Origin of the sequence: Nesterenkonia aerolata, from assembly GCF_031470965.1 — a bacterium.
GTDB classification, from domain to species: Bacteria; Actinomycetota; Actinomycetes; order Actinomycetales; family Micrococcaceae; genus Nesterenkonia; species Nesterenkonia aerolata.
On record NZ_JAVKGR010000003.1, the window covers coordinates 212,092 to 232,597 of the forward strand.

The 20,506-nt window shown below is 63.6% G+C and carries 14 protein-coding genes; 9 read left to right on the forward strand and 5 right to left on the reverse strand.

Annotated features, from left to right (window positions below):
- The first annotated feature begins 108 nt into the window (after positions 1-108).
- Together RIL96_RS04980 and RIL96_RS04985 are read left to right on the forward strand one after the other, a co-directional pair.
- Positions 109-3,030: an acylphosphatase gene (locus RIL96_RS04980; protein ID WP_310547899.1), complete on the forward strand. Its 2,922-nt coding sequence runs from the start codon at positions 109-111 to the stop codon at positions 3,028-3,030.
- Positions 3,023-4,252 (forward strand): ATP-binding protein, encoded by a 1,230-nt coding sequence (locus RIL96_RS04985; RefSeq protein ID WP_310547900.1) that lies wholly within the window; start codon positions 3,023-3,025, stop codon positions 4,250-4,252. The genes RIL96_RS04980 and RIL96_RS04985 overlap by 8 nt, the downstream gene beginning before the upstream one ends.
- 88 nt (positions 4,253-4,340) lie before the next feature.
- Here the strand turns inward: RIL96_RS04985 and RIL96_RS04990 are convergent, their stop codons facing one another.
- Positions 4,341-4,895 (reverse strand): glutamate ligase domain-containing protein, encoded by a 555-nt coding sequence (locus tag RIL96_RS04990; protein WP_310547901.1) that lies wholly within the window; start codon positions 4,893-4,895, stop codon positions 4,341-4,343.
- 830 nt (positions 4,896-5,725) lie between these two features.
- On the opposite strand from RIL96_RS04990, the gene RIL96_RS13420 reads away from it, so the two are divergent.
- Positions 5,726-9,148, forward strand: a complete 3,423-nt coding sequence (locus tag RIL96_RS13420) for a Mur ligase family protein (RefSeq protein ID WP_510186586.1) — start codon at positions 5,726-5,728, stop codon at positions 9,146-9,148.
- 2,151 nt (positions 9,149-11,299) lie between these two features.
- Here RIL96_RS13420 and RIL96_RS05005 read toward each other — a convergent pair.
- Positions 11,300-11,713 (reverse strand): hypothetical protein, encoded by a 414-nt coding sequence (locus tag RIL96_RS05005; protein WP_310547904.1) that lies wholly within the window; start codon positions 11,711-11,713, stop codon positions 11,300-11,302.
- Between the two features lie 9 nt (positions 11,714-11,722).
- On the opposite strand from RIL96_RS05005, the gene RIL96_RS05010 reads away from it, so the two are divergent.
- From RIL96_RS05010 to cuyB, 3 genes are read left to right on the forward strand one after another with little or no spacing between them, the layout of a single operon-like run.
- The gene (locus RIL96_RS05010) at positions 11,723-13,591 is read left to right on the forward strand and encodes an ATP-binding protein (RefSeq protein ID WP_310547905.1); all 1,869 of its coding nucleotides are present in this window, start codon (positions 11,723-11,725) and stop codon (positions 13,589-13,591) included.
- Positions 13,588-14,694: an ATP-grasp domain-containing protein gene (locus tag RIL96_RS05015; protein WP_310547906.1), complete on the forward strand. Its 1,107-nt coding sequence runs from the start codon at positions 13,588-13,590 to the stop codon at positions 14,692-14,694. Before RIL96_RS05010 ends, RIL96_RS05015 begins: the two co-directional genes overlap by 4 nt.
- Before the next feature lie 32 nt (positions 14,695-14,726).
- Positions 14,727-15,542, forward strand: coding sequence for a cysteate racemase (cuyB, locus tag RIL96_RS05020; RefSeq protein WP_310547907.1), 816 nt, complete (start codon positions 14,727-14,729; stop codon positions 15,540-15,542).
- A gap of 52 nt (positions 15,543-15,594) precedes the next feature.
- On the opposite strand, the gene RIL96_RS05025 is transcribed toward cuyB, so the two are convergent.
- Entirely contained in the window at positions 15,595-17,106 is a 1,512-nt protein-coding gene (locus RIL96_RS05025; protein WP_310547908.1) for an APC family permease, read from the reverse strand.
- A 306-nt stretch (positions 17,107-17,412) separates the two neighbouring features.
- Between RIL96_RS05025 and RIL96_RS05030 the strand changes: the two genes are divergently transcribed.
- Together RIL96_RS05030 and RIL96_RS05035 are read left to right on the forward strand one after the other, a co-directional pair.
- Complete coding sequence (locus RIL96_RS05030; protein ID WP_310547909.1) at positions 17,413-18,690, forward strand: nucleotide sugar dehydrogenase; 1,278 nt, start codon at positions 17,413-17,415, stop codon at positions 18,688-18,690.
- On the forward strand, positions 18,687-19,058 hold the full coding sequence (locus RIL96_RS05035) for a hypothetical protein (protein ID WP_310547910.1): 372 nt from the start codon (positions 18,687-18,689) through the stop codon (positions 19,056-19,058). The genes RIL96_RS05030 and RIL96_RS05035 overlap by 4 nt, the downstream gene beginning before the upstream one ends.
- 87 nt (positions 19,059-19,145) lie before the next feature.
- Here the strand turns inward: RIL96_RS05035 and RIL96_RS05040 are convergent, their stop codons facing one another.
- Positions 19,146-19,799, reverse strand: coding sequence for an IS3 family transposase (locus RIL96_RS05040; RefSeq protein ID WP_310547911.1), 654 nt, complete (start codon positions 19,797-19,799; stop codon positions 19,146-19,148).
- Positions 19,777-20,013: a hypothetical protein gene (locus RIL96_RS05045; RefSeq protein ID WP_310547912.1), complete on the reverse strand. Its 237-nt coding sequence runs from the start codon at positions 20,011-20,013 to the stop codon at positions 19,777-19,779. The genes RIL96_RS05040 and RIL96_RS05045 overlap by 23 nt, the downstream gene beginning before the upstream one ends.
- Positions 20,014-20,188: 175 nt before the next feature.
- On the opposite strand from RIL96_RS05045, the gene RIL96_RS05050 reads away from it, so the two are divergent.
- Positions 20,189-20,467, forward strand: coding sequence for a hypothetical protein (locus RIL96_RS05050; protein WP_310547913.1), 279 nt, complete (start codon positions 20,189-20,191; stop codon positions 20,465-20,467).
- Positions 20,468-20,506 lie beyond the last annotated feature (39 nt).

The window sequence follows — 20,506 nt, forward strand, 5'->3', positions numbered from 1 at the left end:
GCGGCGAGCCGCCAGGTCGGGCCCGTCGCAGCAGAACAGCTCCTCAGCCGTCGGCCGTGGAGGCTCAGTCGACCACATGGACCCCGAGGTGACAGAGGCGTATCGACGGTGGATAACTCACAGCCCGCAGTGACTCAGGAGCCGGTTCCCGGCTCATCGTCCGCGCTCCGGATCTCCCGCGCCCGGGGGATGTCGTACCGCGTCCCCGCCGAGGTCACTACGCGGGGGGCCAAGTACAACTTCGTCGTCGAGCTGACGGCCCACAGGCCTGACGGCAGCACTGTGGTCGGGCTCGGTGAGGGCCAGCCCCGCGGGTGGCGTACCGGTGATGCCCCGCAGTCGAGCTGGAACTATCTCACGGAGCTGACCCGTCGGCTCGAGGGTCTCGAGCTGCCCCTTCAGGATTTGGCCGGTTCGCTGCAGGCCGTGCGTGACCTCACCGCGGATTTCAGCACCCTGGCCGAGGAGCTCTCCCTGGATCCGGAGCATGTCCGGCCTTTCCGCGGCACTCTGCTCGGCGTCGAGGTCGCCCTGTTGGACCTGCTCTCTCGGGCCCATGGACTGCCTTTGGCGCAGCTGTTGGGGCAGCGGCGTGAGGAGGTCATCGGTGTCCCGGAGACGCTGCGGCTGGGAGATTCCACCCGGTGGAGGCCGGAAGCGGGTGCGGAGGCCGATGGCCGGTACCGACGGATCAATCTGCGCCCGGAGGCTGCTGATACCGGTGTGATGGCTTTTGTGGGCCTGATGAACACTGTGGAGCGGCGCATCGCGGCTGATCAGCGCCAGCATAAGCTCTGGATCGATTTCGACCGCAGCCTGGAGCCGGCGGAGGCTGAGGAGTTCGTACGCCTGGTGGTGGCCGCCGCAGCGGAGGGTACGCTGCCCGGCACCATCCTCATCGAGGAGCCGGTACGCGCCAGCGAGGGGCTGCATCTGGCACAGCTGCAGCGCCTCGTCGACGCCGAGATCCCTGAAGACTCGCAGCTTGATGTGCGCATCATGGGTGATGAGTCGGTGTGGGACGAAGCCAGCCTCGAACGCTTGGACGCCGATGGTGGGCTGCGGGCGATCAACATCCGCCCGGCCCAGGTCGGTGGCTTGTTGGCAGCAGTGGACCTGGCCGAGGAGGCGCTGAGGCGGCATCCGGACACGGAGATCTTCCTCAGCCGTATGGTCGGCGGCAGCCGTCTGACGGCGGGCTCGCTGCGGCATCTGGCCCTGGCTCTGCCGCGGATCGACGAGGCGCGGGTCATCGCTGTGGTGGAGAACGCGCTGCCGCTGACGGATGTGGAGTACCTGTCCGTGGCAGGTGAGCGCGCAGCTGACGAGCCCGGTGCTGCTGAGGGCCTCGACGCCGCCGAGGAACGAAGCGTGGCTGATGGGGCGCTGCGTGAGTCGGAGGACACCGATGACGATGATGACGGTGAGCAGACGCCGTCGTCGGCGCCGGCAGCTGTGTCTGCCGCGTCCGCCGAGTCTGCCGAATCTGACAGCGATGATGACGAGGACTCCGAGGACCTGGAAGAACCCGGGTTCCGTCAGTTCGGCCACCCTGATGCGGCGGGTCTGGGGGTGGTGCTGACGCTGAACTCGATGGTCGGTGAGATCGAGAACATGGTCAGCTACCCCGCTCAGCCCGTCGTCCAGTACGAGGGGCTGAGCCCGACGATCTACGACGACGTCGACAACCTCCACCCGCTGGGCCCCAACGGTTCCAAGGGGCACCTGCTGGAGCGTGAGGCGCTGGCCTTGGGGCTGAACACGATCCGCTATTCGAAGGGTGCCTTCACCGCCACAGACGGCGAGCACCCGCCGATCCCGTTCAAGTGGAGCCGCAACCCGCTCTCCAGTGCGGTGTCTCTGGCGCTGTGCACGCATAAGGAGGGCACCCGGCTGCAGCTGCAGCGCTCCGGTGTGCCGGTGCCGCAGGGCAGGACGTTCACCAACGGTGATTTCACCACGGCCAAGGCCTTCGCCCAGCGGATCGGCTATCCGGTGGTGGTCAAGCCTGCGATGGGTGTCCGGGGGATCGGTGTGGTCGCCGGTATTCAGGATGATGAGCAGCTCGATGCCGCGTTCGAGCTGATGTCCGGTTCGAAGCTGGGCAATCAGGACTTCATTGTGGAGAAGCACGTCTCCGGTCGTGATTACCGCATCGTGGTGATCGGGGACCGCGTGGTTGCGGCCATTCTGCGTGAACCGGCCTCGGTCTTCGGCGACGGCAAGCGCACTGTGGCGGAGCTGATGATCGATAAGAACGTCGCCCGCCGGCGGAATCCGCATCTGTGGGCGCGTCCGGCGAAGTATGACGCCGCTGCTCGGTATGAGCTGCACCGGGCCGGGCTGACCCTGGAATCGGTGCCGGAGCCGGGCCGCCGGGTGCAGCTGGCCAACACCTGTTCGCTCTCTCAGGGTGGGGATTCAGTCGATGTGCTCGATGAGATGCATCCCTCCATCATTGAGGCCTGTGTGAAGACGGTGCGGTCTATCCCGGGCCTGGAATACTGCGGTGTGGACTTCCTGCTGGAGGACCACACGCGCCCGCTCGATGAGCAGGACGCCGGGATCTGTGAGCTCAATGCCCATGCCGCGATCGGTAACTGCGAGTACCCCATGTATGGGACGCCGCGGCCGGTGGCGCGGACGCTGATGCGCGCGGTGGTGGATCATTACGGACTCCGTACCGCCGATGAGCCGGCGGCGGAGATCACGGTGAAGGTGCAGGTCCGCGGGAAGGTCACCGGTGTGGGGTACCGCCGGTGGCTGCGCCGGCGGGCGTTGCACACCGGCGTGTCCGGTTGGGTGCGCAACGTCGATGACAAGACGATGGAGACGGTGCTCAGCGGTCCGACGGCTGCGACGACGGCGCTGGTGGCGTCGCTGATCCTCGGCCCCAAGCGCGCCCTGCCGACGACGTACGCGGCAGAGCATCTGCCGCATCAGTCCTTCGCCGGTTTCGAGATCCGCGATGCCCAGGGCACGGCCGGAACTGAGGCCTCGACTGGTGCCACGGAGGACGAGGATGACTGAGAACAGCGCTCAGAAGGACATCGCTCAGAGAGGGACGGACCGACCTATGACCTCCCAGGATGCCGGGACTGCTGCCATACCCCATGCGCTGCGCGACGGCTATGAGGTGCACCGGGCCGCGCTCGCGGCCGGGCTGGATGTGGTGCTGCTGCCGCGCCAGGTGATGCTCGTCGGCGAGGGGGAGGGCACTGTGGGGCGCACCGCGTTCTCCCACGGAGTGCCCCAGGACACAACCCTGGCCGGTGCGACCTTCGCCCAGGACAAGCGGATGCGCCGGGATCTGATGTCGAAGGCTGGGTACCGGGTGGTCAAGGGGGCCACGTTCTCGGTGGGGCGCAGCCGGCGGGCGGCGCGTCGTTATGCCGAGCGCGTCGGGTTCCCCGTGATGATCAAGCCCGCGATCGGTGACAACATGAGTGAAGTCATCGATGGGATCGCTGATGCGGAGCAGCTGGCTGAGGCGGTGGACAGTTACGTCACACCGCCTGCGGACCGTCCCGGGTACACGCGCGCGGCCTACGCGCTGACGGAGCTGCGTGAGCCGGGTGTGGACGAGGATGGTCGGGTGATCGTGCCTCCCGGGTACCGCTTCATCGTGGAGAAGCAGCCGAAGGGCCAGTACCTGCGGGCGCTGATCCTCGACGGCGAGGTGCTCGCGGTGCTGTTGTTCGCTGACGGGGTGAACAGCACCGGTGAGCAGATCGTGGATGTGACCGAGATGGTGCATTCCAGTGTGTCGGAGATCGCGGTGGGGGCGGCCGCGGCGGTGCCGGGTGTGCCGCTCAGCGCAGTGGACCTGGTGGTCCCGGACCACACTGCTGAGACACCGGCCCGCAGGGCGGTGATCGCCGAGTATTCGGAGCGCCCGTGGCTGGGGCTCTACGATGAGGCCGCACCGGATGTGGCAGCTCGTGTGGCACAGAGGCTGCTGCACCACAGCATCCCGGAGCTGTCCGAGGCACCTCGGGCAGAGGCGATCCGTGCGGAGATCGCACTGGAAGGTGCGGTCGATCCGCAGGCCATGGTCCAGGCACTGAGTACATACTCGCGTAACGGAGTACAGCTGGATGTGGCCGTCACCGACCAGGCGATGGGGCGGATCGGCGGTGTTGCTGAGGGTGCTTCGGACAGCCTCGCGGCGCTGGCAGAGACTTTGCTGGACGAAGGGATCGACGGTCAGCGGGCGATGCTGTGCACGCTGAGTCAGTCCGGTGCTGTCTGAGGCTGTGGCGAAACATCCACGTCGTCCAGTTGCGTATCTGCCTGCAGGCTTGAGACGACGTGATGCAGGCCGGTGCCGTGGGAGGACTTCACCAGTATGAGATCACCTGCGCGAAGCTGAGACCGTACCAACGTACCGTTGTCGTGAGATCGTCCAGATCGTCATAGTGGCGGGAAATGGCGCCGCGTTTTGCAAGTTCGTGATGAAGAGCACCCATGTTTTCACCAAAGAGATGAAGTTCATTAGGTGCCGCAACCAGAATATCCTCAGCGAGCTCAAGGTGAAGTTCGTGGGCGTGACTCCCTAACTCGAGGATGTCGCCTAGAACTGCGACCTTCCGTCCCTCACTGGTCAGCCTAGGCCGGTCCGCCAGAGCGCGAAGGGAAGCGCGCATCGATCCCGGGTTCGCGTTGTAGGCCTCGTCGATGAGTGTCACCTCACCACCCTCAAACGTCTGGATTACAGTCGTCTCACCACGGCCCTTTAATGCGCCGAAGGTGGATTGGGCATCTACTCCTGCCCGCCAGTTCCGGAGACGGTAGGAACGTAATGTAGCGATCACGGCGAGGCTGTTCAACGCCATGTGCCGCCCGTCGGCGCCCACTGTGTAAACCAACTGTTCCTGGCCGATCTGGGCCGTCACCCTGCGTGTGACTGGGTCGTAGTCGACGAGACGGAGGCACCGCGACGTCTCATCCTGCGTATCAGCCGGGAGAAGGCAGCATCCCAGTTCTCGTCGTCTCGTGGCGGCAATTTCCGGAGTGTGCGCGGAGTTAGGGCGAAGAAGCGGTGTTTAAGGTCTGTGCTTCGATGATTCACGGAGACACCGCCGAAGATCGTCCGCATCTTGCCTTCGTATTCGAAGGTGACATTAGTCGGCAACGAGTTGATCAGCGTCTCGACGCGCATGTCCGGGACTTCTCCTCGAGTCAGTGTGTCGCGAGAGTTTCATTCTCTACTTGGTGGGTGAGTCTAGGCTGAGGTGTCCGGAGACATAGATGTGCGACACACGGAAGCCGCTGAGAGCGACTCATCACCTCAGCCGCTGTGCCGGGGTCTATCGTGGAATCCGATTCGAGGACTGGATAGCCGGGAGGCGCTGCCCGTCGTGCTCGGCGGCATGGAGCCGTCGTGGTGCGGCCTGATGAAAGGACATGTCTTATGCGATCAGATTCAGAGAACCCGTCTGGACCTGTGTCAGATGGGAAGGCTGCTGAGGAACAGGCCCCGAATTCGTACTCAGACCCGGAATCGCTGGAGATCATCCGTCAGCATGGAGAACAGCACAGGAATCTGGGCACGTTAGCCATCGCTGCTGCGGCCACACGCCACGGAGCAAGGTTGCAGTGGTTGTCAGGTCGTGATGTCTGGGCGACCTTTGAAGACCGACGGATTCCTATCGCTGCGCATTGCGCCACGGAGTCCAGCCTCAGCACAGCGATCGTTGCAGACAAGACATTAGCCAAGGAGCTGATGGAACGCGGTGGGGTACGAGTGCCTTCAGGTCGGCTCGTGACCTCGGCAGCAGACACGGTAGCCGCCCAGCAGGAATTGGGACGCCCCGTGGTGGTCAAACCGCGCTATGGTCTGCAGAGCCGCGGCGTCACAGTCAATGTCACTGAACCGCGTGACCTCGAGGCCGCTTACCGCCGCGCCCGGCAACAGGGCAGAGATGTTCTTGTCGAAGAGTTCGTCGACGGACTCGAGTACCGAGTCCATGCCAATGATCGGGAGTGTGTCGGTGTTTTTCGGCGTATTCTTCCCAACGTCATGGGAGACGGCTCCTCAACGATCGCTGAACTGGTCCGCGCGAAGAATGAGTTCCGCAAGAAGAACCCTTCGACGACTCGTCACCCCATCCCCATGGATGATGTGGCGGAGGGGTACCTGCGTCGGCGGGGTATGTCCTGGGACTCTGTCATCGATGCGGGGCAGCGAATCGTCGTTCGTGACGTCAACGGGATCACCAGTGGTGGTGATTCGGTGGAGTGCTTTGACACCGCGAGCGCAGCGCTCAAACAGATTGCGGTTGATGCCGTGGCTGCTATTCCGGGGATGGACTGGGCCGGTGCCGACATCCTCGTGGAACGCTCCACTGGTGACCCGTATGTGATGGAGATCAACACCGATGCGGCGATCAATGGTTCGACCTTCCCGGTGTATGGGACACCGCGTGATCTCGGAGGGTTGGTATGGCAGCAGAAGTACGCGAATTCCCGACCCGAAATCAGCACCGAGCCGCTTGTCGCTCAGCTCGTGGAGACTCCGCAGCCGATCTCGACGAGGACGGGCCGCGTCGACTTGTTCGGCATGCTCGTTGAAGACCTGAAAAGGCGTGACTACACAGTGCAGGCCCGCGGGGGTCGCATCATCAGCGCATCTCATAACGGCGTTGACCTGTGGTTCTCCGGCTGTACGACAGGCAGCGACCTGCTGCTGAGTCATCGCCATCTGCGGCGCTACATGCAGCAGCGGCAGACACTACGCAGGCAGGGGGTACCTCGACCGCCGGCCCGTCGTATCCGTGACGTCGAGCAGCTGGAAACGTTCCGAGCCGAGCACTCCGCAGATGTGGCGCTGCTCAAGGTGGATGGTCATCAGCCAGGGGGAGTGCCGCGAGTCATCGGTGCTGAGCAGAGCCTGCCTGCCACGCTGCCCACCGGCCAGGACAGCTGGTGTGTTCAGGTGCGGCCTGCGGGTCTGCGGCTTCGAGTGGCGGCGACGGAGGAAGCTGCCCTCACTGTGGTGGCAGCTCCGGAGGATGCCTCGGCTCTGAGCCCTCGAGAGTTGTCGCAGGCGTCCAGAGTTGCCGTTCGTGCAGTGCGCGCTGTGCCGCAGCTCAGGTGGGCCGTCGTCGACGTTGTGATACCCGCAGACGTCACAGCTGACACACAAGAGCCTGCCCTCGTAGAGATGATGTCTATACGCCCCGAATTTGAGTCAACTGATCTGGTTCTCGCCGGAGCGCTCGACGATATTCTCGACGTCATCATCCAGGGCGCCGCGCAGTGGACTCCGACTGAAGCTCCCTCGGCGCAGGGGAGCCCAACCGTGACGAGCGTGGCGTCGAAAGCCCCTATTCCAAAAGCCTCTGTTCTGAAGACCGCTGTGACAGAGGGCGCGCCGGATTCTCGGGTTCAGTCCGTGGACCGGAGCAGTGAAGAACCGGTTGCGGTGACCTCCGAACGTCGGGCAGCAGTGGGAGATGCCGCCGATCTGGCCCAGCTGCTCGGCGGAACCTGGACGCGAATGCCAGAGCCTCAGTGGCGTCCGGAAGCGCTGTTGTCTGTGCGGCGGGTCCTGCGCCGCGGACGTCGGGTTCAATCGAGTGTCTTGACATCGTCGAAGGACCCGCTTCGGTCCCTGAAGCGACTTGCGGCCTCTGATGTGGATCCCCACCATGTGGCGTTGCTGGTACCGGATACCGGTGAAGTCCCCGATTCGGCCTTCCCGATGCTTCGGGTCCCCGATGTGGATCGTGCGCTGGAACAGGTCTCCCAGGCCCGCCGAGCACTCTTCCAGGGGACTGTGCTGGCAGTGACGGGGAGCGTCGGGAAAACGACGGTATCGCGTTTGCTGGCACACACGCTTGGTGCCCATGAGCGGACGCACATCGCCCGGACGACTCATAACGATCTGCTGACCGCCCGTGCCAATCTGTTCTCTCTGAGTGACGAGGACTCAGCTGTCTTCGAGGTCTCGCGCCTTGGGCTGCCAGGCGCGGAGCGCATTCTTGCGCCGAAGGTGGTTGTGGTGACCGCGATCGCGGAAGCGCACCTTGAGGACTTCGGGACGATGGAGGACACAGCTCGGGCGAAGTCCCAGCTCCTGCGTGGACTGGATGCAGAAGGTGTGGCGGTGATCAATATCGACGCACCACATTCGGACGTCATCCTCAACGTCGCCCGAGAACAGACCAGCCATATCATCACCTACGGCACTTCCGAATCTGCTGACGTGCGCCTGCTGAGCTATGAGCCTGGCACTGGTGCGATTACTGCTTCCTGCGATGGTGACGAGTTCTCTTATTCGATCGGCATGACAGGTGAGCACAACGCGCTCAACAGCCTGGCGGCGATCGCTGTCCTGAAGGGTCTGGGTCGAGACCGGTCACGATACATGGAGGCCATTGCCGAATTCGCTGCGGTTGAGGGGCGTGGAGAGACCCAGGAGATGACAGTGGGGGGCCGTCGTGTCACCCTCGTCGACGAGTCCTTCAACGCCAACCCGACGTCTATGCGAGCAACAATCGAGGGATTCGGCAGGCGCTACGCGGATCGGCGTCGGATCTTGGTTCTCGGTGACATGCAGGAGCTCGGACCTGACGCGGCGGAAATGCATGGTGCTTTGGCTGATGCAGTCGCACGCTCGGGTGCGGAGAAGGTATTCCTCATGGGACCGTTGATGAGTTCTCTCTGGGCCGCACTCGATGATGCTCAGCGCGGTGCTCATATGATGAGTGTGGACCAGCTGCTTGCGGTGCTTCCTGAGGAACTGCAGGAGGCGGACGCGGTGTTGGTGAAATCGTCACACTCAACAGGCTTGGATCGAGTGGTCAAGGCATGGGCTGAGCAGCCCTCTCCGCAGTCCCCACGTTCATGGAGGCTCGTCGTCTCTGGCCCGGCAGTTCAAGGTGTTGGCTACCGACGTTGGATTCGCGATGAAGCTCAGCGCCGTCAGCTTGATGGCTGGGTCCGTAATCGCAGCGATGGACGTGTCGAGATGCTGATGCACGGCAATGAAGATACTGTTCGTGCTCTTATTGCGGCAGCACATACTGGGCCACCCAGGGCGTCGGTCGATCGGGTCACGTCGCGTGTGGTGGAGACTGTTCCTGAGTCTGGATTCCGGCAACGTCCCACACGGACGATCCGTCGCACTCGGGATAATTCCTGAGACCCGGAAATCTGCGCTAGAAGCCGAGAGCGCAGGGTGCCGGTGCCCAGCATGACAGGAGGAGCAGCACGTATGTCGGTTGATCAGAGGACAGCGACGACTCGTATCGTTGTGGCTTCGTCGACGTCACTCGCCTCAGAAGGCCATGCCCTCCACCCGCTGCGGCAGGGCACGTCAGACTCCGCGATACAGGCACAGGCACTCCACGTCGTTCCGTTGACAGCAGCTGACGTGCGCCTTCCGGAGCCTGAAGTGCTCGACGGTGGAACGGCTACCGATCACCTGCGAAGCGTCGCCAGAGAGTATCAGAACTGCCTGCTGGTCCTGCTCCAGTCGCCCGCCCTGCCGAGGTTGTCGGCGTCTCGTGCTGTTGCTGCCGGTGCTGGACTCGTGATTTCCCAGGTTGATGCTGAGCAGACCACGGTCGATTTTCATCGTCGACGTGTGCTCATTCGCCTCGGCGGAGAGACACGAGCTGGAGACGTTCTCAACGGCGGCCGGACCAGCTGGGACGGGACAGGAACGTCAGCACCGGCGGATGAGGTGTGGTTGCATCGCATCGGGAACCGGCTAGAGATCCGTATTCGCCTGGCAGCTGCGGACCCTGACTCCTATGAACGGGCTCTGCGTCTTTCATCCGACCCAGAATCCTTTCTGGATAACGTCGTCATGCGCACTGACGAGCACGGCACATACTTCTCCCTGCGGCTGAGGCCGACGGGACGGGTCCCGCTACGGCGGGCCTCACAGAGGGACGTCAGTGTGTCCTGGGATGGTGAGGAATCGACGTTCGACTTCGATCCGCATCACGGGATCAATTCACTGATCTTGCGGCACGAACTTCAGCGGCGAGGAATCGCCTCGGAATGGACCTCTGCGAACTCCTTCGTGACAGAGCATGCTGGGGGAGAACTTTCTTTTCACGTGACGAGCTCTCCCCGCACTGCTCAGACGGCGGCCATGGTCACTGATGACAAAGATGTCACAAGAACAGTTCTTCAGTCTGCAGGAATATCCGTTGCACGGGGTCAGCAATTTAATGTCGAACAAGATATCAATGAGGGGTTAGATTTTTTTCGAAATCTGTCTTCCGTGGTGGTCAAACCGGTACGAGGAACTAAAGGGCGAGGTGTCACTGTTGATATCGACACTGAGGATGGCTTCCGGGAGGCCTGGACACACGCGTTCAACTCGGGTTCTGGGGGAGTGCTCGTGGAGGAGCACTTTCGCGGGACTGAAGTGCGTTTCCTCGTCGTCGGTGGAACCTGTATAGCGGCGGCGCTCCGACTTCCCCCTTATGTGACAGGGGATGGGCAGAGCACCTTGAGGGAGCTCGTCAGCGAGAAGAACCGACAACGTCGCACGAACCCGCACTTGGCGAACCGGCCTATCGTGTTCGACTCAGCACGACTGAACCGGCTGAAGAAGTCTGGTCTGACACTGCAGTCTGTGCTGGAAGATGGGCAGGACTACATCATCGATTACAAGGGCGGTTTCTCGACTGGTGCTGACAGCAAAGACGTGACCGACCTGGTTCATCCGTCCTATCTTGAGGTGGCAGCTGGTGCTGCCGCTGCGATACCGGGACTTCCGGTCTCAGGGGTCGACATACTTCTGCAGGACTTCGAGCAGCCGGCTTCACCGCAGAACCACATCATTCTTGAGCTCAACAGTCAGCCCGGGATCGGTGGGCATCATTTCCCTGTCCACGGTGAACCGCGCAATGTGGGGGGTGCTCTAGTCGATCTCGTGATGGCCGAGCGGACTGATACTCGCCCGGAACGCCCTATCCCCCACGAACTGTCACGTGACATCCCCACGGAGGACAGGGAGCCGGATGCCTCGCGTATGGCGGAGGAATTCGAGGCCCTCGGCTTCGACGTCATATGGCTTAACCGCTCCTATTTCGTGGCACAACGTGGTGGTCTGCAGACCACCATCTGGGGGACCTACACACATTTCACCGGGAAGAACGCGTTGGTGACGACGCGGAGCCCACGCAATGCAGAGGTGATGTTGACTCGCCGTGGAGTTCCGCAATTACGCAAGGCGGTGTTCCTCGCGGACAGCAGTCCTCAGAGCTTCACCCGAGGGACAGAGGCGCTGGCCTTCGCCCAAGGTCTCGGTGATGTCTCACTCAGGTGCCAAACGTTAGAGCCGCATCTCATTCCGGCCGGAGATGAGAAGAGGTTCCGTGACACCTGGCGGAGGCTCTCTCGAGAACATGGATCCATCGTGGTGGAACAGCGACCCGCCGGACAGTCCTTGCGCGTCCTCGTTGCCTATGGAGAGGTCCTCGGTGTCGTCCTTCGGAAGGGACGGGGTTATCAGGACATCACCGATGACCTCGCTGAGGGCTATGCCGAGACTGCTGTGAGAGCTGCCGCTGCGTTCCCTGGTCTGGATGTCTGCGAAGTACAGATGATCGTCCGCGATCCCCTGACTGCGACGCAAGGGGATGATCACTGGGTCGGCATCGTCCGGGCCAAGCCGACTCTCGCGCTCTTCGAGCACCCTGGGGAAGGGGCTCCCAGGAACCTTGCCGGCGAGATCGTTCGCCGTCATATCGAGGTCTTGTCCGCAGACCACTTCGCAGCAGATGATGCCGAAGACATCGGCACTGCGGAACTCCGCAGCCAGGACTTCTCCGCAGCTGAGATCACTGTGGAGCGGGCCCATGCGGTGGAGTTCGATGCGACAGATTCTGACATCCCCGGAGAGGGGCCGACTTTCCTGGTACGTCTGCATGGACGCACTCCGCTGGGAGAGGAAGTCATCGGCGAAGGTATGGGGGCGACGGATTCACCTGGTGACCGGGAGCAGCAACGTCAGGCTTGGCGCGCCCTGACCCAGGCGATACGGAGGCTCCGGCGGGACGTCCGGACGCTCCATGCAGGCAGGGACGTCGAAACCCAGTTGCGACATCTTCTTCCGGACGGTCCGGAAAGTGCAGCCGTTCGGAAGGCGCTGATCTCCTCAGCGGCAGATCTGTGTCGTCACGACCGCGAGGATGACGGGCTCCGGGTCTCTCAGTACCCCAAGGTGCTTCACAAGATCCGGCGGCGTGTCTGGAGCCCGCGACTCAGTCCGCCCCAGACTCCGAACGGCTTATCGGTCAACGATCATGATGCTCAGATCGACCTTGCGGGCTCCTCCCTGTCCTACTCGAGCTTCCTGCTCCAGCAGGAAGCCCTCCGACGGGGTATGGGCACTGTGCGTTACACGCGGGGGGACTTTGTGGCCTGGGATCAGCAGGGCGCCGAACTGACCTTCTGGCGCTCATTGGCTGATACCGAATCTCCCGTTTCCGAGTTTCTCTGCGACCACAAGCAGCTCACGCGGAGTCTCTTACTCGCCGCGGGTGTACCCACTGCCCAGGGCCGGGTGTTCGATCAAGCCGGGGTAGAGGCTGCCGTTGAGTATGCCGAATCACTGCAGTACCCCGTGGTGGTGAAACCCCAGAAGGGTCGTAAGGGGCGCGGTGTGGTGACTGACATCTCTGATGCCCAGGAGCTGCGCGAAGCGATCTCGTCGCTGACCGTTGGGTCTCAGCACGATGCCCCATTCATTGTGGAACGCCATCTGAAGGGACAGGACTACCGCATCTACGTGGCATTCGGTGAGGCGGTCTCCGTTGTGCTCAGACGTCCGGCCTCGGTGATCGGGGACGGCACACGCTCCGTGGCCGAGCTGGTGGCGGCGAAGAACGCCTTGCGCCTGCAGAGCACCCATACCCGGACGCGGCTGATGAAGGCCGACAGATCCGCCGAGCGCATGCTGCAGCGCCAGGAATTGTCCTGGAGTTCCGTGCCTACGGCGGGCCGTGAGGTGGTGCTGGCCTCCGCTGCGAATATCTCCCAAGGCGGAGACTCGATCGAGGTCATCGACCAGACGCATCCCAGCCTGCTGCAGGCAGCAGTCGGGGCGGTGAAGGCGATTCCGGGACTGCACCAGGCAGGCGTTGATTTCCTCATGCAAGACCACACCCAGCCGGTCGAGGGCCAGGGCGGGGGAGTATGCGAAATCAACGCCTTGGCCTCTTTGATGGCGAGCCAGGCACCGTTCGTCGGGCCGACGCAGCCGGTAGCAGCGCGTGTCGTCGAACGTGCTGCTGATGAGCGAGGCATGGAACTTATGCCACCGGTTGATGACCTCTGCGTGCGTGTGAGGTGTGATGGAGTTCCTGATGCTCGGACGGCAGCCCGCTGGCTGAGCCGGCAGGCGCGACGTCTAGGGCTTCGGGGGCACATGATCAGCGGGGTGGAGACTGCTGCTGAAGGTGATGCGCAGGTGCCGATCGCTGCAGTCGTCGCTGGTCCGGCGCCGGTGGTCATGCGACTGATCTCGGGGACGACGGTTGGGCCGATACGCCGCCGGCCTTCGATGGTCATGGTCGTCCCCACGAACGAACCGGTCACCGCAGAGTTCCAGGAGATGCGATGAGTCATTCCGGATCAGCTATCTCAGCAGCTCCCGGAGAGCAGAGAGTCTCTGGGGCCGCAACGGTGCTGCTCGAAACGGCAGCCCTCGATCGCGGCCTGAGCACGACGAGGCTGCGCCCACAGACGTTTCTTGCAGAAGACCCCACCGGTGGGACTATTGCCTTTCACGAGGGCCGATCAACGACGTCGACCCATGCGGGAATTCACTTTTGCGAGTCTCGCATCCATCGGTATGACAGACTGCGTGCCGCCGGTGTCCCGGTGCCGAGAGCACTCATCGTCGATGCGGAGGCTCGAGCAGACGCTGAGCGTTTTGCCGCGGGGGTGCCAGGTGACGTGCTCCTGAAATCAAGTCAGAGGTCCCGCAACTCTTCTTCAGCAACGGCAGTGCGTGAGCCACAGCCGTTCGAGAAGCAGTGGGACCGTCTCACTCGACGGCTGCGGCCGGGGGCGCGGTTCCTTGTCGAAGAGTTCGTCGCCGGCCCTGAATACGCTTTCGACGTTGTGGCTGGGCGTGTGGTCGCAGTCCGTCCTCTGATGCGGCGGAGCGCAGGTGTAGAGGAGACGGCGCTGGTGACCTCATCGGTGCTCGGCGTGCAAAAAGTCTCGGAATCATTCCATCCTGACGTCCTGGAGCTTGTTCGTCGAATAGCGCACACCGTTCCTCCCTTGGTTTCCATGACGCTCCGTATGGTGTGCCCGAGACCCACAGAAACTGCTGATGAGTGCTGTGTGCTGTCCCTCGAGCCGCAGGTGGACCTGACGGCGGAAGATGGGGATCCTTCGTGGGGAGCCTATCTCGCAGGTCAGATCATGGACGCGGAGCTCGACCGGCGCCCGGTGCGCAGAGAACCCACAGGAGGACGGCTGCGAGTCAACGTGGAGTTCTCAGAGGTGGGAGACACAGCGGCACTCATCGATGCTCTGCAGCCAGAGCTTTCAGGCCTTCTGATCGACGGTTCTCTGGAAGACCCGGGCTTCCGAGAGGTCCGAGGAACACTGGAAGGGCGGCCAAGTGATCTTGCCCTGATGCAGTCGAAGATCATCGGGGGTCTTATGGTCGATGAGATTCCTGAGATGGCTCGAGTGGTTCCTTGTCTCTGAGCGCCGGGCGGGAAGACGACTAGGCTTGGGGCATGGATCAATCCTCTCAACCCCCCTCATCGACGACGCCTGGATATACCGAGCGGGTCGCGCAGGCCGATGACACGGCGGGTCGAGCCAGCAGTGAGGCGCCGTCGGTGAGTCCGTCGCCGGTGGTCGGCATCCTCGGCGGCATGGGTCCGGCGGCGACGGCGGATCTGTATTCCAAGATCATTGCAGCCACTCCTGCCTCAACGGACCAAGAACATCTGCGGGTAATGATCTGGGCTGATCCGCGCGTCCCGGACCGTACTCTGGCGCTGACACGCGGGGGAGAAGACCCTACCCCCTACCTGGTGGCGGGGGCGAGGAAACTCCAGGAGGCGGGGGCGGCCTTCTACGTCATCGCCTGCAACGGTGCCCATGCGTTTCTGCCACGTATCCGTGAGCAGGTGGACCTTGAGTGTCTGAGCATCATCGAGGTGACGGCTGACCACATCGCGGCACTGCCGTATGTACGTGCAGTAGGGCTGTTGGCCACTGACGCGACGCTCTCAGCAGGTTTGTATCAACAGGCCCTGCTGGCCCATGAGGTAGATGTCGTACAGCCCGAACCCGCTGATCAGGAGACGGTGATGTCAGCGATCTTCGCGGTCAAAGCCGGGACGCTGACTGCAGGCCAACGCCAGCGGGTGCAGGAGGTCACCGAGCGCATGGCCGCTGCAGGCGCTGATGTGATCATCGCCGGGTGCACGGAGATCCCCCTGGCCGTGGATGCGGCATCCGCGCCGAAGCCGCTCATCGACCCGGCAGCACTGCTCGCTGATCGTGTGGTTTCGGAGTCAGCGCGTCGCACCGTGGGGCAGTGAGCTCCTCAGACTTCAGCTCTAGTGCGGAAGAGCTCTGGTGCGGAAGCTGTATTCAGCCTCCCCGCAGCCACTGTGGGCGCGGTGCCCCCAGCACTGCGGTGTCGATCTCGTCTTCGCTGACGTTCTTCAGGTGACGACGACGGGAGATGAAGAACAGCACGCCGATCAGAATCCACGCGCCCATGGCGACGAAGGACGGCATCGTCAGCTGGGCCGGTGACCCCGGTGCCAGCAGCAGCACCGTGAAGATCAGTGCGACCACCACGCCGGCGGCCGCGGCGAGCTTGCGCGGGGTGGAGGCCGCACCTTCGACGTCTTCGGGCTGACCGGACCAGCGGAACATCCGGTAGGCACACAGGCAGGTGTAGGCGAAGGCGAAGGTGAACCCGATCGAGGCCATGTCCACGATCCAGCTCAGCGCGGTGCGCCCGAACCACGGTGCGATCAGGCATACCGCCAGCACGAACCAGATCCCCACGCTGGGTGTGCCGTGCTTCGGATGGACCCGGGCGAATGCCGAGGGAATCATCTGCGCCCGGCCCATCGCCAGCAGCACGCGGGAACCAGCCACATAGAAGCCGTTGAGCCCCGTGGCGATGCCCATGAACGCGGCCAGGCACAGCAGCACCAGGCCGATCGGCCCCAGTGCACCGGAGACGACGTCGGCGGTCAGCCACAGCGGTTGTTCCGCCAGTTCATCCTGCCACGGGGCACCGGCGGCGGTGGCGACGATCATAGCCAGGTAGAGCAGGGTGGCGGCGATCAGCGACCACACGATGAGCCGGAACGCCTTCGAGGCTGAGAAGCTGAACTCCTCTGCGGTCTGGGGGATGTTGTCGAAACCGATGAACGCCCACGGGGCGATCGCCACAATAGCCAGTACTCCGGCCACTGCAGCGGTATCGGGGGAGAACAGTGGTTCCATGTTGCTGGCCTGCCCCTGCGGTGAGGCCAGCACGCCGACGAAGATCACCGCGACGGCGCCGAGCATCAGCAGGCACATGTAGAACTGCAGACGGGCGGAGTTTCCGCCTCCCCCGATGTTGATCACCGCGAAGATCACCAACGCGGCGGTGGCGATGAGCACCTCGCCCAGATATACGTCCCACTCAGCGATCGTGTACAGGTACCCGATCTCGGCGATCTGCGGCACCACTCGCTTCGCCAGCAGACCCAGGGCTGAGGCGTTGAGCGCAACGATGGAGACATAGCCCAGTGTCATGAACCAGGCGCAGATATAGGCGTGGGTGCGCCCGAATCCGACCAGCGTGTAGGCGAAGGCGCCCCCGGAGACCGGAAACACTTTGGCGAGGAATCCGTAGCTGACGCCGACGACGATCATCAGCGCTCCGCCGATGGCCAATCCCAGCAGGGCGCCCAGAGGTCCCGCCGTGTCCATCCAGTCGGCGGGCAGGACGAAGGCGCCCCAGCCGACGGCTGATCCAAGAGCGATAGCCCACACCCAGTGCGGCTTGAGGTTCTTCGCCAGGCGGGTGGCGTGGGCTGGTGCGTCGGGCTGGTTCCCCGGGACCGTCTTGCCGGTGCTCATGATCGGCTCCTTCATACATCGGCTCCTTCATATGCTGGATGCCGCGGCGTCGGAGGCTGCGATGCCGGATGTCGCGGTGGGATCGACGCCGGTGTGCGCCGACTCCTCGATCTGCCGAACTTAGCATTCCATGCCTGCGCAGCGGGGACCTGCTGTACAAGCAGGAGGTCGTGTCCTCAGTGGAGATGCCGATGATGGGCGGTGTGCATGCCACGACGCTTCGCAGGATACTGCCCATCACCCCGGTAGTGTGGTGCCTCAGCACGGCATCGATGCTCGACCGCGTCGTTCCGGCACCACGCCCACAGGAGGAGAGCACTGGTGACTGAATCCGATTCCCCCCAGCACGCCGTCATCGTCGGGCAAGGTTACGTCGGCCTGCCGCTGGCCCAGGCGGCCTGCGCCGCCGGCGTGGCCGTCACCGGGTTCGAGATCTCTGCAGAGCTCGCCGAGCGGCTGAACTCCGGGCGCTCGCATGTCGATGATCTCTCCGACGCCGACGTCGCCGCCATGATCGAGCAGGGCTACCGGGCCAGCGCAGATCCCGCGGTGATCGGCGATGCCGACGTCGTTGTCATCTGCGTGCCCACTCCGCTCAGCGATGAGGGAGGCCCGGATCTGCGGGCGGTGGAGGCCACAGCGAAGACCATCGCGGCGCACCTGAGCCCGGATACCGTGGTCGTGCTGGAGTCCACCACCTACCCGGGAACCACAGACGGCGTCGTGCTGCCGCTGCTGGAAGAATCCGGGCTGCGCCACGGGCACGACTTCCTGCTGGCCTACTCTCCAGAGCGGGTGGACCCTGGTTCGCAGCACTACGGCATCGTCAACACGCCCAAACTCGTCGGCGGACTCACCCCCGAGGCCTCAGAAGCCGCCGCAGCGTTCTACTCGCGCTTCATCGACACCGTGGTGCCCATGGCCGGCACCAAGGAGGCCGAGACGGCGAAGCTGCTGGAGAACACCTACCGGCACGTGAACATCGCCCTGGTCAACGAGATGGCACGGTTCTGCCACGATCTCGACATCGACATCTGGGAGGTCATCCGGGGTGCCTCCACTAAGCCGTTCGGGTTCCAGCGCTTCACCCCCGGTCCCGGGGTGGGAGGTCACTGCATCCCCATCGACCCGAACTACCTCGGCTTCCAGGTGAAGAAGACCCTCGGCTACCCCTTCCGGTTCGTCGAGCTTGCTCAGGAGATCAACCATTCGATGCCGAACTACGTGGTCGAGCGCATCGGTGACCTCCTCAATGAGGACGGCAAGGCGCTCAACGGGGCGAAGGTGCTGCTGCTCGGGGTCACCTATAAGCCGGACATCGCTGACCAGCGGGAGTCCCCGGCAGTGCCGGTGGCCGATGGGCTGCGGCTTAAGCGCGCCGATATCCGTTTCCACGATCCCCACGTCAGCACCTGGCACCTCAGCGAAGGTGACCTGGAGTCCGAGCAGGACCTCGATGCCGCGGTAGCCCAGGCCGATGTGGTCGTGCTGCTGCAGAACCACCGCAGCTACGACGTCGACGCCATCGCGCAGCAGGCGCGGCTGTTCTTCGACACCCGGGGGATCACCGGCCGGAGAGAAGACGTCCACCGGCTATGAGCACCCGAATCCTCGCCCTGGTGCCCGCAGAGGCGGATCCCCAGGCGGTGTCCGCGGCCCTGAACCAGGAACTCTCTGTCGGTGATGTGGCGCTGTGTGCGGTGATCGGCGGGGACGCTCCCCACTCCTGGCGCGCGCACTCTGAGCGGTGGGGCATCGAGCACATCGCCTCGGCGCAGATGCTGAACATGACCGACGACGCCTGGCGGCACTACCTGCAGGCGCGCATCACCCGTACCTTGGGCAGCTTCGCCGCACAGCAGGTGTGGCAGGTCCAGGCCGCAGGTGATGTGGTCAATGTCATATGGTCCGCAGGTGACCCCGTCGAGGCCATCGTGCCTGCCCTGTGCGGAGAGCATTCGTCATAATCGGCGAACCGGGTTTCCACCGTGGCCTGATTCTGCCGCAGGGCGGTGGCCGGCGGCGTTGACAGCACTGTTGACAGTACCGGGGCATCATTCGGAGCTGTCCCGCGGCGCAGCCCCTGAGATCCCGGCGATCCGCATCAGCCGCTCCACTCGGTCACGGCCCCAGTCCAGCCCGGCGTCTTGGCCTGCCTGCCAGAGCCTGCGGCGACCGAAGCGCCGGCCGTGAGCGTCCCACAGATCCCACAGCGTGTTGGCGTCTACGGCGTCGGTGAGCTCCCGGGCGGAGGGGCCGAAGCCGCGGGACTGATAGGCGTAGAAGGTGGAGGCGGAGATGGGTGCGCCGAGCTCTGTCAGGGTGCGGCACAGAGTCTCGACGCCGAACTCGTCACGATGCGTCCGGATGAATTCCACCAGCTCAGCGACGTGATACCGCCGCACGAGGCCTTCGCCGCCGAAGGCCGCCAGGGAACGGTGGATCTGTTCGTTCAGATGCGCCCTCTCCAGCTCGCGGCGCAACTGCCGGTTCTCCTGCCTCTGCGGGAACCGCCCGTAGAGCACCTCGCTGATCTCCTCTGACATCTCCCGAATCCAGCGGCGGACCGTCTCGGGAGGAACATCGAGGCGATGGGCGATCCGCCCGCAGGTATCGGTATGGGTGAGGTCCTCGGTGAGGTACAGGCGCATATAGCTGACCACCGCTTCGCGGCGGAGCGACTCGTCAGCATCTCGCCGGGTGGTCATCGATCACGTCCCCTCGGGAATCGACGGTCTGCAGGATTTCCAGGCCACGACGAAGAGAAGCGTCCAACGTCACACCATCGCTCGGCGTAAAAAATGCGAATGTGCCGGAATGGCAGATCGTGAGATCTGCCACGTGGGAAGTGTGGAATCCATTGCCCATGGCGGAATCATCTGTGGGATTGTCATCGTCGACGATTCGCATGGGGGTATTCATCAGATGATTCCTCTGAGTTGAAAGGCCAGCACCCCGCTGAGATTTCATCAGCCTCAGAAAACCAGGATGACATCTCCATGATGTCGGCCTGTGATATTGGACGCTACTCGCTGCACCTTCACACCCTCAGTGCGGGCCAGACATGTGAGCGGGGCGCTGATCACGAAAGGTGCACATGTCTAGAACCATGAAGAGAGCCGCCGCCGCTGGCATCTTCGCCGCCTCGGCGATGGTGGCCTCCCTGTTGGCGGCTCCCGCCTCGGCCGCACCCGAGGAGAACGCCCCGGCCGAAGGCGAGACCTGCTACGAGACCCGTGACTTCCGCTGGTCCAGCAACTCCTACCTCTACCCCGGGGTTGGCAACGTGGAGCGCGACCCCAAGATCATCGACGAAGGCGGCGACGTCTCCATCGACGGATGGAGCTCCCGGGGCAACGGGGCTATTCACCGTTGAGCGTGGAGTCCCTGTTGGTGGGGGATCCTGCGGCGTCGG